This window comes from Deltaproteobacteria bacterium PRO3, from assembly GCA_030263375.1.
In the GTDB taxonomy this organism is placed as follows: Bacteria; UBA10199; UBA10199; order DSSB01; family DSSB01; genus DSSB01.
Genome location: SZOV01000088.1, coordinates 1 through 12,971, shown reverse-complemented (window position 1 = coordinate 12,971; position 12,971 = coordinate 1). Strand labels below are relative to the sequence as shown.

7 protein-coding genes are annotated in these 12,971 nt (G+C 65.5%); all 7 read left to right on the top strand.

All coding sequences use genetic code 11. The features are described from left to right. The first annotated feature begins 2,014 nt into the window (after nucleotides 1-2,014). On the top strand, nucleotides 2,015-5,842 hold the full coding sequence (locus FBR05_12310; protein MDL1872965.1) for a hypothetical protein: 3,828 nt from the start codon (nucleotides 2,015-2,017) through the stop codon (nucleotides 5,840-5,842). 76 nt (nucleotides 5,843-5,918) lie between these two features. Beyond that, nucleotides 5,919-7,331 carry a 30S ribosomal protein S12 methylthiotransferase RimO gene (rimO, locus tag FBR05_12305; GenBank protein ID MDL1872964.1) on the top strand — a complete coding sequence of 471 codons (1,413 nt, stop codon included), beginning with the start codon at nucleotides 5,919-5,921 and terminating at the stop codon, nucleotides 7,329-7,331. Nucleotides 7,332-7,392: 61 nt separating this feature from the next. Further along, nucleotides 7,393-8,826, top strand: a complete 1,434-nt coding sequence (locus tag FBR05_12300) for a HAMP domain-containing histidine kinase (GenBank protein ID MDL1872963.1) — start codon at nucleotides 7,393-7,395, stop codon at nucleotides 8,824-8,826. A 3-nt stretch (nucleotides 8,827-8,829) separates the two neighbouring features. Continuing rightward, nucleotides 8,830-9,846 carry a hypothetical protein gene (locus FBR05_12295; GenBank protein ID MDL1872962.1) on the top strand — a complete coding sequence of 339 codons (1,017 nt, stop codon included), beginning with the start codon at nucleotides 8,830-8,832 and terminating at the stop codon, nucleotides 9,844-9,846. Between the two features lie 20 nt (nucleotides 9,847-9,866). After that, nucleotides 9,867-10,706 carry a DUF3800 domain-containing protein gene (locus FBR05_12290; GenBank protein ID MDL1872961.1) on the top strand — a complete coding sequence of 280 codons (840 nt, stop codon included), beginning with the start codon at nucleotides 9,867-9,869 and terminating at the stop codon, nucleotides 10,704-10,706. Nucleotides 10,707-10,899: 193 nt separating this feature from the next. Beyond that, nucleotides 10,900-11,820: a hypothetical protein gene (locus FBR05_12285; GenBank protein ID MDL1872960.1), complete on the top strand. Its 921-nt coding sequence runs from the start codon at nucleotides 10,900-10,902 to the stop codon at nucleotides 11,818-11,820. A 9-nt stretch (nucleotides 11,821-11,829) separates the two neighbouring features. Next, a partial coding sequence (locus tag FBR05_12280; GenBank protein MDL1872959.1) for a hypothetical protein occupies nucleotides 11,830-12,971 on the top strand: 1,142 nt, incomplete at its 3' end.

The window sequence follows — 12,971 nt, the reverse complement described above, 5'->3', positions numbered from 1 at the left end:
TGACGCGCGGCTTCGGGGCGCGGGCGACGGCCGGGGTCGCGGGCTTCGCCCTGGAGGCGCCGGCCTTCACCCTCGCGGGGCGGCTGGGGAACGCGGCCTTGGGAAGGGATTTGGGAGGGGGCTCCCCGTCTTTTGCGAGGGAGCTGGCGTCGAGCTACCTCGTGCTGGGCGGCATGAAGTTGGCGGGGTGGGGCAGTGGTGCGGCGTATCGGAGATTGTCCGGACCCGTAGGGGCTGAACATGTTCAGCCCCTACGGACGCTGTTCCAGCAGGGAGGGATGCTCTCCGGCATCCTACTCGGCCACTCCCTGGAAGAACGCCTCGGCCTGCGCCCGCCGCAAAGCGCCGCGCACACCCTGATCGATTCCCTCGCCATGCTCCTGCACGGACACGTCGCCGGCCGCCTGGGCGGCGCGGCCCTGGGGCCGCGCTTCCGCGCCTGGGAGGGCGGTCTGGACCTTCAAGCCGAGGCCCTGGCTTCTTCCCGCCCCCGCGTGCCGCGCCTCGCGCCGCACGCGGCCTTGGCCGTCCCTGGCGGGGGCGAATTTCGGTTGCCGAATGTGGTGCTGATGAGCTCCCACGAGTTCGACCCCAAGCTCACGCTGCCGGGCGCCGCGCCGGCACGGCCCTCCGAGAGCGAGGCGAAGGCTCCGGTGCCTCCGCCCGATCCACTCGCGCCCCTGCGCGCCCCGCGCCTCCTGCGCACGCGGGAGTCCAATCCCTTGGGGGACGGGCCGCGCCTGTGGAATTACGAATTGGTGCTGGAGCCGCTGGAAAATTTCCTTAGCCCCGGCGCGGAGCGCGTCGTCGCGACCCGCGACGGCCGCGAGATCCGCCTGCGCCTGGAAGAGGCCTATCGCACCCAGGAGCAAAACGACTTCTACAACGCCGGCGTGCCCGCCTACGAATTCGAGGTGATCGAGGGCCCGCACCGCGGCCGCCTGACGATTTACTTGGAGTCCGATCGGATCCACCTGTTTTCGATTCGAACCCAAGAACCGGGCATGGACGGCCGGGAGATGATCCCCGGTGCCGGGACCATCCTCATGGATTGGCTCGCGACCCAGGCGGCGCAGCGGGGGCAGCTCTTCTCCGTCCTGGGCATCACCGAGCCGCGCATCTTCCATATCCTGAACCGTAGCGCTCTCTTCGAGCCCGGCACCGCCTGGGTCGAGGCGGCGCGTTTCAAGAAGCCCTATGGAAATCGGGTGGTCGAGATCGGCCGATTGGGCGACGGGGCTTTCCTCTACCGGCACATGGGAAAGGGTTTCTACAACGCCTGGGGCCAGCCGAACCCGGAGCTGTTGCCGCCGACGCTGCGCTCCGCCGTCGCGGCGCGCGGGGGCGAGCACCCCTACGAGATCCAAGTCGATCCGCTGCGGAACTTCCTGAGTAGCGGCCACGAGGCGGTGATCGCGCGCCGGCATGGCAGCGAGCTCCGCGCCAGAGTGACGGCCAGCCGTCTTGCCGGCCCCGAGGACCGTTTCATGCCCGCGGAGACGCCCTTCCTCGAGCTCGAGCTTAAGGAAGGCGGCGAGCGCGGCCTCTTGCAGATGTACGTCGAGCCCGGGCGCCTGATCCCGGCCAACCTGATCACCCAGGAAGGCCCCTACCGCATGCCGGCGGGCGCGGGGACCGTCGTCCTGGATTGGATCTACACCCAAGCGGCGATCCACGGCATGGAGATCCACCACCTCAACGTGAAGAACTCCCAGATCGTCCGCATTCTCTCGCGCCGCGGCTTGATGGTCCCGGAATCCGCGCGGGTACAGGCGGGGTATTGGGATTTCGTCTACGGGACCTTCGAGCCGGAGGGCACCCTGCCTTACCGGGAAGAGGCCCTCCTCCAGCACTTCGCCCCAAGGCTCTTTGCGATGTCGCCGCTTTTACAGATCCAAGGCCGTCCCAATCCGGAATTGATCCCGCCCCGGCTCAGGCCCGCGCCCGAGGACTGAGCTCGGCCCTTTCGAAGCAACTTTTGGCCCGCCGCGGCGAAAAGGCGCGGTCAGCTCCTATGCTAAGTTTTTTGCAACACCGACCCTTCGCCGGCGCAGGGCACCGCCCGGAGAGCCGCGGGGCCGCGAATTTTGCGGCCACCGAGGTCTTGGCGCGCCCGCTCGCCCTGGCGCGGGGCACGGCCCGCGAGGAATTGCGGGCCCTGGCGCGCGAGACCGATCCCGACCTGTTTCTCCAGGGCCTGCTGGCCTCCGCGGCGCGGCGGGAGGCGGCGGGGGATTTGGAGCTGGCGGCGGAGTTGTATTCCGCCGTGGAGCAGCATGCCGCGGCGGCGGGGGCCCTTCGAGAAAGGCCCCTACGGAACCGCGCGCAAGGGGCGCTCGACGCCATCGTCGGCCGCGGCGCCGCCGGTCCCCGGGCCGAGTTTCTCCTCCGCCGTTTCGCCGAACAGGCCTCCGATCCCGCGGCCCTCTTCGCGATGGGCGCGGCGGGCGCGGTCTTCCGCCTCACCCGCGTCGCGACCTTGGGACGCTTGGCGGTCTCCCCCAGTGCCAACCTATTCACTCGCGGCTTCGGCGCGCGCGCGACGGCCTCCCTCGCCGGCTTTGCCCTCGAGGCCCCGGCCTTCACCGTGGCCGGCCGGGCGGCGAATGCGGCCTTGGGGCGGACCCAGGATTGGAGCGGCGGGGCCTTGGCGCGGGACTTCGCCTCCAGCTATCTGGTGCTGGGCGGTTTGAAATTGGCGGGGTGGGGTAGCGGCGCGGCATATCGCGGCCTGGCCGGCCCGGCGGGGGCCCTTCGCGAACGGCACCTACGAATCTTGTTTCAACAAGGCGGGATGCTGGGCGGCATCCTCCTCGGTCACTCGCTGGAAGAGCGCCTCGGCCTGCGTGCCCCTGTCGACGGCGCGACCACCTTCGTCGATTCCCTGGCCATGCTCTTGCAATTCAACGTCGCGGGCAACTTGACCCGCCAGGCCTTCGGCCCGCGCTTCGCGGCCTGGGAACGGGGCCTCGACCTGCGGGCCGAGACGCTGGCCCATGCGCTTCCCCCAAGACTCACCGGCCCCGGCTTCGGAGCGCCCCAGCTTGCCTGGGCCGGGCCGGCGCCGCACTCGTCTTCCCGCCGTCCCTCCGCCGAGATCGTTCCGCCGCATGCGGCGGCGATGGCCATGCACGGCGAAGGTACGGGCGGCAGCGCCCCTCCCCCCGTCCGCCTGCCGCGGATGGGGATCCGCCGCCCGCTGGACAACCCCAGCGCGGAGCGCCTCAATCGCCAGGAGGCCGAGCGCCAGCTGCGCGCCCTGGTGCCGCGCGGCTTCGTCGAGGCCGCCGATCTCCAAAGCCCCCACTTCGTGTCGCGCCTGCTGACCTGCTTCGGCGTGACCGATCATCCTTTCGACCAAGGCGCCTTTCGCCAGGGCTTCGAGATCGCCCGCGCCCACCCCGAGCGGGTGGCCCGTCTCGCCTTCGACGTGGACGAGGTCTACCTGCACTGGGCCTTTTCCCCCGCCGACCTGTTCCGCGGCACCATGGAGCGCGGCGCGGAGGCGGTGTACCGCCACACGGAGCCGGGCCTACTGGACTACCCGGCCTTCCAGACCGCGCCGGGGGTGAAGTTGAATTTCTTCGAGCGGCTTTGGTTTAACGGCATCCAAAGGTTCTTTCCGGGGCGCCTCCGCCAGCGCGTCCAGTTCCACCCCGGCGTCCGCGCCTTTCAGCTGGGGCTTCGGCTCGGCCAGGACAAGAACCTGATCATGGCGACCACCGGCCCCGCGGGCCGCATCCTGCGCCTGGCCAACGAGGACCCGGCGATGAAGATGATCTATTTCGGAAAAGGCCCCGCCGAGCCTGTGACCATCGCCGAGGTGCGGGAGGGCCTGAACATCTACACCCGGGAGGACCTGGTCCTGGCCATGCGCGAGGCCGCGGACGGAGAGATCCGTTATCCCGAGAATCCCTTGGTCGAGAGCTACCTGGCCAAGATCCGCGAATTTCCCGCCAACGGCGTGAAGCTCAAGCACCCGGCGATCGCGCTGTTGCGCGGCAAGCGGCCCTTCGACACCCTGGTGGACGACAGCGCCTCCACCTTCGCGATGCTGGGCGGCATGGAGGGCTTCGCGGTCTTGCAGCCTCCCTCGGCCCGCCCCAGCCGCACCCTCAATTTTACCTTCCTCTCCCCCGATCATTATCTGGACCGCATGGCCAACGGCTACGTGCACGAGCTGGGCGAGATCCTGGCCGCGGCGGAGCGCCCCGTCTCGCGCCGGCTGGACTCCGGGATCACCGCGCCGGAGGATTATCCCTTCCAGCGCTTCGCGATCGAGATCCCTTGGGACAAGTTCGGGGCGGAATTCGTCGCGCCCAATCGGGAACTGCGTCACCTGGGCCGCCGCCTCGCCCGGGCCCTGCCCGCGGCGTCGCCCGCCGCGGGAGCGCGCGCCCCGCTCTCGCTCAGCGAGTCCCAGCTCCAAGGCCTGGCGGAACGTCTGCACCGCGAGTTCGAGCGGATCCTGGACGATCGCTCCGGCATGGTCTCCGTGGAGGCCTCCCATACCGCCATGCTTAGGGACCTGGCGCAAAGCTCGCCGGAGGATTTTCAGGCGATGTTGGATCGTTATTTCACTCCCCGCGAACAATCCTTCCTGCCGCAGGCCTCGCGGCCTTTGGCCGAACGGGGATCCTTCTATTATTCCCGGCTCGCGGCCGTCATGGCGGCGAAGCAGGCGGCGTGCCAGCTACTGGGCCTGGATCCCGCCCAACACTCCCGGGAGGTCTTGATCCGTCAGGGCCGGGCGGTCTTGAGCGGCGAGGCCGCCCGGCGGAACGGCACGGGAAATATGATGACCGGCTACGCCGACGACGGGGAGGTTGGGGTGGGGATCGCCTTGGTCGAGCCCGATTTCTGGGGCAGCGGGGTGGTGGGTTTCGGCCTGAGCCTCACCAACGGGAGGGTCCGCTACACGAGACCCCACCAACACGCCTTGGCGCAGGCCGCCCACCGGGCGACCCTTTCGACCCACGATATTCAGCGATTCAATCATCACCGCGCGGCGGAGATCGGGCGCGGGCCCGACGGCGCGTATTTCCTTACCGGTCGCACCCTGCAGGCGGCGCGCGAGTTGCGCGGCGATGCGGGGAGCCGCTCGCCCCTTGCCGTGCACGCCCTGGATTTCCGCCTCGGCGACGCGACTGTCGCCTTGGTGGCGATTCCCAGCCTGGATCGGCCCCGCGCCCGCCGGCCGAGGTTGGCGCCCTTCGGCGTCGGCGAGGGACCCGCGGAGTCGCAGCCCGCGCCTTCGCAGGCGGTCTACCTCGACGTGGGCGGACGACTCGAGCTGCCCCGGCAAAATATGAGCGTCGCGATCCTAGGCGACGTGAGCGGCACGCGCGCCGTCGAACTCGCGCGGCGGGGGCATTTTCCCATCAACATCGAGCGCGAACCCGAGATGCTCGAGTTAATGGAACGCTTCTTCGAAACGGAGGAGGCCGAAGCCTCCCGTAACGGCGCGGGGGGCCGGTCTTGGCGCGGGGAATTCCTACCGGGCGATTGGTACGAGACCTCGACTAAGGCCGACCGGGTGGAGGCCTATTTCCCCCTCCATATCGGGGATCTCCCGCGCCCCGAGGACCCCGGGCGAGCCGCGGCGGTGGCGGATTTCCTGGACCGGGCCCTGCTTTCTAAAATCGTTCCCGGAGGCGGGGGCTACGTCGTCTCCGAATACGCGCCCTTCATTCGCGACTTGGAGCAGTTGGTAAGCAGCCGCCCCGACCTCGAGGTGGTGAGCGCGGAGTACCATCATCGGGAGGTACCGATCGTGGCGGGCTATTCCGTCTCCAGCCCCTTTCGGGACAATTCCTGGTTGATTTTCCGCCGGAAACCCTGATTTTTTGGGTTTTCCCCGACACATTTCCCCATTGTCCGGGGCCGAGGAAGGGTGCTAGATCCCCGCTTCCGTTGCCATGGATACGAACCACGAAAAAAAGGTCTGCCTGATCTCGCTGGGCTGCCCGAAGAACCTGGTCGACGCCGAGTTGATGCTGGGCGGCCTCAAGCAGGACGGTTTTTCCTTCACCTCGCTGCCCGAGGAGGCCGAGGTGATCGTGGTCAACACCTGCGGCTTCGTCGCCGATTCCAAGAAGGAGTCCATCGAGCAGATCTTCGAGGCCGCCCGCCACAAGCAGACCGGCCGCTGCGAGGTGCTGGTCGCCTCGGGCTGCCTCACCCAGCGCTACAGCGCGGAGCTGGCCAAGGAGATGCCCGAGGTCGATCTCTTCGTGGGCTTAAGCGAGTTCGACAAGCTCGCCGCGATGCTGCGCGAAAAATTCGCGGCGCCCAAAAAGTTTCGCCGCGTCCGAGTTGGCGAGCGCCTGCTTCCCGAAGCGGCCGCGGCGAAGCGTCTCTCCGATTTTTCCCCGGCCCGCCAGATCCTGCCCGATCCCGATCTGCCGAGGGTCCTGGCCACCCCGGGCCACTTCAGCTACCTGAAAATCTCCGAGGGCTGTTCCCACCGCTGTTCCTTCTGCGTCATCCCGCAGATCCGCGGCGACCTGAAGAGTCGCCCGATCGGTTCCATCGTCCGCGAGGTGCGGGAGCTGGTCGGGCGCGGCGTCAAAGAATTCAACCTTATCGCCCAGGACCTGAACGAGTACGGCAAGGACCTCCGCGACGGCAGCAACCTGGCCGAGCTGCTGCGGCGGCTCGACGCGATCGAGGGCGATTTTTGGCTCAGGCCGCTCTACATGTACCCACTGGAGTTCGGCGACGCGCTGATCGCCGCGATGCGGGAGTCGCGGCACTTGGTGCCTTACGTCGACATGCCGCTGCAGCACATCAGCGAGCGGGTGCTGCGCTCGATGAAGCGCGGCTCGCCCTCGCGCTACGTGCGGCAGGTGTTGGAGAGGTTGAAGGCGGCCATCCCCGGCATCGCCCTGCGCAGCACCTTCATCGTCGGCTATCCGGGCGAGACCGACGCCGAGTTCGAGGAGCTCTATCGCTTCGTGGCGGAGACCGAGTTCGACCGCCTCGGGGTCTTTCAGTACTCGCGGGAGGAGGGGACCGCCGCCGCCGCGCTGCCCGACCAGGTACCCGCGGCCCTCAAGCGCGAGCGCTTCGAGCGGCTGATGGAGCTTCAGCAGGGGATCTCGCTGAAGAAAAACCGGGCCTTGGTCGGCCGCACCCTGAGCGTGCTCTGCGAGGGGCCCTCGGAGGAGAGCGAGCTCGTCTACCAGGGGCGCCTGGCGACCCAGGCACCGGAGATCGACGGCGTCACCTACCTCTCGGGCGACGGGGCCCATCCCGGGAAATTCCTCGAGGCGCGCGTCATCGAGGCCCACGAATACGACTTGGTCGCCGAGGTGCTGTCCGTCGGCTGACGAGCCGCGTCGCGAATTACTCCCTTTGCTTTTAGCCCCCTTCCAGGCAAGCTGGGAGGGCATGGATTGGCTTCCGGATACCATCCGCCGCGTCTCCCTGCCCTCGGCTGTCTTCTTCACCCTCTTTGTCTGGAACGGCCTAGCCTATCTCGGCTTCGCGCGCATCCTGCCGCTGAGGACCCAGCAACGCCTTCGCTTCTTTCTGTTCGGGCTCATCTCGCTCAGCCTCGCGGTTTATTCCATCGCCACCTTCGAGCTCTATTCGGCGACCGATCTGAGGATGAGCCTGTTCTGCAACCAGCTGCAGCTCGCGGCCATGGTGCCGACCTTCATCTTCTTCGTCATGTTCACGGCGACCTATTTCGAGACGCCGAGCTTCTATTTTTCCAAATGCGTCCCCATCGCCACCCTGGCCTTCCTGCCCTTCCTGTTTTGGGACGGAAAATTTTTCCAGCCCGTTTTGGAATACCGGACCTTCGCCTTCCTGGGCTACACCACTCGCGTCGGCGAGGCGCGGCTGGGTCCCTGGTATTTCCTCTTCCTGGCCTGGACCCTTCCCCACGTCTTCTTCCTGGGTTGGCGTTGGTTTCGGCAGTATCGCGGCAATTTCCAGGGTTGGGCCTTGCCGGCGGGGGTTGCGCTCTTCCTGCTGAGCGTCGTCAACGACATCCTCGTCGCCACGGAGGTATATCGGTTCTTCTATACGATTGAGATGGGTTTCGCAGCCCTCATCCTCACCATGGCCTTCCAGCTTTTCAAATTCTATGTCGCGACCACGCGCGAGTTGGAGGCGAGGACCCGCGAGGTGGCGGCACTCAACGAAGAGATGCAGTTCCTGGTCGGCGCCATCTCCCACGACTTGAAGGCCCCCCTGATCTCGATCCGGGGCTTCAGCGAGCTGTTGCAGAACGGGCGCGGAGAGGCCCCGGAGAAGCGGCTGGAGTACCTGCGTCGCATCGAGGCCAACGCCGCGCAGATGCTGGAATGGATCGACGACCTGATCCACTTCATGAAGGTGGGCTGGGTACTGGGCGAGAGCGAGGCGGTGGACTTGGCGAAGACGGCCGCGGAGGTGGACGGCCTCCTCCAGGCCGCCCGCGAGTCGCGCCGGATCGCGGTGGAATGGCCCGCCTCGTGGCCCCCCTTGAGGTCCTCCGGCAGGGGGGTGAAACAGATCCTCCTCAACCTTTTGCAGAATGCCGTAAAATTTTCCCCGGAGGGAGGCTCGGTCCGGGTACAGTGCTTCCGAGATCGCGAGGCGGTCCAGCTTTGGGTCGAGGACCGCGGCAGCGGGGTGCCGGCGGAGCTGCGCGAGAGGATCTTCCAGCCCTTCTTTCGCCACCACGGCCAGGTCCCCGGCTTCGGCATGGGTCTGGCCATCGTGCGGAAGGCGACGGAGAAGTTGGGCGGGCGGGTTTGGCTGGACGCGACTTACGAGGGAGGCGCCCGGTTCTGCGTCTATCTCCCCGACCGGGGGCCGAGGCGCGAGGTGTGAGGCATGGCCGTCTACCGGCAAGAGCTCGACAACATGGTGCAGTGGGACGGTAGGCGCCGGCCCTTCTACGAGGTGTATTACCTGAAGTTCGCCGCGCCGGAGATCCAGCGGGCCTTCTGGCTGCGCTACACCCTCTTGGCGCCGCGCCGCGACCTGGGACCGCCCTCTGCCTCGGTCTGGGCGGTGGCCTTCGACCTGCTCAAGCCCGGGACGCCGATCGCCGCCAAAGAGACCTGGACGGCGGAGCAAGCCGTGATCGACCGGGACATCTTTTTTTTTCAGGTGGGGGAGAGCGCGGTCTACAACAACGGGGCGCGCGGCCGCGCGGCCTCGGGGGGCCACGAGCTGCGCTGGGACCTGCAGTTTCTGCCCAACGAGGCGAGCGAGCGGATTTACCCCGCTTCGTTTTACCACCTGCCTTTTCCCAAGACGAAATTCCTCTCGCCCAACTGGTCGGTGCGGGTCAGCGGCGAGCTGAGCGTCGACGGCCGGGTCTTCCGCGTGGACCGGGCTCCGGGCTGCCAGGCCCACCTCTGGGGGACGAGCCACGCCGAGCGCTGGGCCTGGAGCCATTGCAACCAATTCCACGAGGACTCCGGCGCGGTCTTCGAGGCCTTGACCGGGCAGGTGAAAGCGGGCCGGCGTCTGCTGCGTCCGCTGACCGCGATCACGCTGCGCCTGGGAGACGGCCGGACTTTGCGCTTCAACCGGATCAGTCAGCTGCTCTGCAACGAGAGCCGCTACGATTTCTCGGGCTGGGACTTGAGCGGCCAACGCGGCCACTACCGCATCGAGGCCAGGATCCTCAACCGCCCCGCGGAGATGGCGGGCGTGACCTACACGGATCCGGACGGCTCCAAGCTCTACTGCTACCACAACGAGGGCGCGGATTTATCGGTGAAGCTCTTCGAGACGGGGCGGAAGGGGGACAAGCTTCTCCACGCCCTCGACGCCCAGCGCTGCGCGGCCTTCGAGGTGGTGGACCGGGCGCCGTCGCCGGAGTTGGCTTTGCATCTCTAAAAAATAATTGAATTATCCCGATGCATTGCCTATTTTTATCGACGACCTTCCTCGCCGTGGTTTCCGGGTTTAATACTTGGGAGCCTCTTATGTTTATCATGTATGTTGATGAAAGTGGTGATTCAGGCTTGGTAAAATCACCGACGCCGTTTTTTGCCCTCACGGGGATAGTTGTTCATGAGTTGCGTTGGAGAAATTATTTAGACGAGCTGATAAGTTTTCGAAATTATTTAAAACAGAGGTATGGCCTAAAACTAAGGGAAGAATTTCATTCCGCAAAATTTATTAGCAAGCCAGGCGAGTTGCACAGAAGGATTAAGAGGAGTGATAGGTTGGCGATGATTAGGGAATATTCCGCCAAGCTGGCTTCCTTATCCGACATAAGCATTATCAATGTCTTGGTTGATAAATTTGAAAAAAATCCTGAATATGACGTATTTTCGTCTGCATGGAGAGCGCTTATTCAAAGGTTTGAAAACACGATCAGGCATAGGAATTTTCGTGGGCCCAACAATCCAGATGAGCGCGGAATTATTATTTGTGATCATACAGAGGATAAAAAACTGAAGAACTTGCTTCGTCAGATGCGAAGATACAATCCTATTCCAAATCAAATTCAATTTGGATCAGGATATCGGGATTTGCCGCTAAATTATTTAATCGAAGATCCAGTGTATAGGGATTCAGAACATTCCTATTTTATTCAGAGTGCAGACCTTGCCGCATTTCTACTTTACCAATACCACTCGCCGAATGCGTATTTCAGGAAAAAAGGGGGAAAGAACTATTTTTTAAGATTAAGTCCCGTGATTTGTCGGCAAGCTTCCCCGAATAATCCGCTCGGAGTAGTGAAGTTATGAAAAAAAAGGGGGTGTTTCCACCCCCGGAGGGATCCTACTGGTCAGACGAGCCGACGTTCAGATCACAATTTAATTATAATCATTGAGTATTGAAATTGAAAGAAATATTTGGGTTAAATCACTTCGCACAACTTTCCCTCCCCCCCTCCGATGAGTCCTCGAATCACGACAAGGGGACAATCAGGGGGCATTCATGGGGCACAATCTCGACGTGGCCCGTCTTGGCCGGGGCCTTAGTTCCAACCTTAACCTCGCTTTTTCACAGCCCGGCGCTCAGGCTTACACCGCCCGATTTGGCCTGAGGCTCCCGGCGCAGCTTTTCGCCGCGCCCTCCGCGGGCTCCGTTTCGGCCGCACCGGGCGGGTACCTTTTACAGGGGGCTAATCCCCTGGCCGCCTGGCGCCTGCACTTCCAGCTCTTCCAAAGTCCCGCCTCAGCCCTCGGGGGCCTCTGGTTCAAGGCGGCCGCGTCAAACGCGACGGCGGCGCGCGCCGCGGCCGCCAAAAACACCTTGAACTTAAGCAGCGTCACCGCGACCGCGCGGGTCCTCGAGGCCCTTCGTTTCATCGAAAAGCGCGTCAAGACCACCGTCTACAACCACGACACGAAGGTGGACTTCGCCAAGGGCCAATTCGAATTCGACTGCTCCGGGATGGTGAATTGGATCCTCCAGCAGGCGGCGCCCCAAGCCTACGCCGAATTAAAATCCGAACGACCCCGCGTCGCCGAATACGTCAAGGCGCTGAAGAAAATTCCCTACAACAAGCCCAGCGCGGGCTGGCGCCGCGTCCAAAAGATCGCCGATGCCGAGCCGGGCGACGTCGTCGCCTGGCCGACGCCGGATTGGTATCCCTCCAGCGCCACCGGCCACATGGGGATCCTCGTGGCGGCTCCCGAGAAGGTCTCGGGCGGCTATCTCCTGCGCTTGGCCGACGCGACCTCCTACCCGCACGGCGAGGACAGCCGCGAGGGCGGCACAGGCTTCGGCTACGGCAGCATCCTCGTCACCGTCGATCCGGACAGCGGGGAGGGCACGGGGCAGGGCTGGACCGGCCGCTATTCCGCCAACACCGTACTTATGACGCCGATCTACGTCGGGCGTCCCCTTCAGTAGGAGTCCTTTATGGGAGAATTCGCGCTAGGGCCCATCAAGATCGTCGACAACGGCGACGGCGTCTACCAGCCGCCCGCCAAGGGGGCCAAGGGTCCGCAGGACGAGGTGCAAGACCTGCAAGGCAAGGCCGTCAAGCCGACCGGCGCGGAGGCCCAGCAGGCCCTGAAGGCCTTGGGCGCCTCGAGCCTGACGGGGCTCAAGCTCTCGCCGGCCAGCCGCTACCTCGAGATGCTCTCCCAGGCGAAGGCCTTCGCGGCCCAAGGCGACACTTTGCAGACCCAAGACCGCCTCTTGAAGGCCCGGCTTGCCGCCGCCGAGGCGCGGCTGTCCTTTAAGGAAGATCGCGCCGAGGGCATCCTCAAGATCTCCTTGGAGAAGGAACTGGACCTGCTCGTCGCCCGCGCCGCACCGCTCGCGGATGCCGGCGACGTCCTGGCCCTAGCCGACGTCTTCGCCGCGGGCCGCGAGATCCTCTCTCGTCTGCAGGTCCCCTTCGACCAGGCCAAGGCAAAGGGCTACGCCTTCCATCAGGACTTCATCGACCAACTCGAGCCCAAGGCCTACGCGAACGCGGTGCCCTTGGCCTGGAAGAAGGCCGAGGCCGCCTCGAAGGCGGGGGAGGTGCCGCGCTGTCGGGAGGCGATCGCCAAGGTTCGGGAGTACGCCGCACGCGGCAAGGTCACGCTGACGGCCGACCAAGAGAAGCAGCTCGCCGAGCTGGAGCGCGCCGCCCACGAGGCCTCGATCGAGCCGCGCCTGGCCGAGGCGGCGGCCTTCGCCCTGCAGGGCGACGTCGAGAGCACGCGCCTGTATTTGACCCTGGCCAAGGAGGCCTCCGTCCTCGCCAAGAAGCCGCTCAGCTCCAAACAAGAGCTGCGGGTGGCGCGGATGGAGCGCACCGCCCTGCACAACGCCCCGGATTTCCTCCTCCCCCAGGCTGAGACGAAGGCGGACTTGGGCGACGTCGAGGCGACCCGGGCCCTGATCCAGAAGGCCAAGGATGCCCGCGCGCAGATCGGCCTGAAACTGGCCAAGGCCGACCTCGCCCGGGCTGAGGCGGCTGCGGCTCTGCACGAACGTGACCGCGTCGATCTGCGGCGCCTGGAAGTAGGTCCGCCCTACGGCGAGGTGCCCGCCGGCGACTACGAGCT

Excerpts from the sequence above, each read along its gene's own strand:
- FBR05_12310 (MDL1872965.1), top strand. The coding sequence starts at position 2,015 with ATGCTAAGTTTTTTGCAACACCGACCCTTCGCCGGCGCAGGGCACCGC.
- rimO (MDL1872964.1), top strand. The coding sequence starts at position 5,919 with ATGGATACGAACCACGAAAAAAAGGTCTGCCTGATCTCGCTGGGCTGC.
- FBR05_12300 (MDL1872963.1), top strand. The coding sequence starts at position 7,393 with ATGGATTGGCTTCCGGATACCATCCGCCGCGTCTCCCTGCCCTCGGCT.
- FBR05_12295 (MDL1872962.1), top strand. The coding sequence starts at position 8,830 with ATGGCCGTCTACCGGCAAGAGCTCGACAACATGGTGCAGTGGGACGGT.
- FBR05_12290 (MDL1872961.1), top strand. The coding sequence starts at position 9,867 with ATGCATTGCCTATTTTTATCGACGACCTTCCTCGCCGTGGTTTCCGGG.
- FBR05_12285 (MDL1872960.1), top strand. The coding sequence starts at position 10,900 with ATGGGGCACAATCTCGACGTGGCCCGTCTTGGCCGGGGCCTTAGTTCC.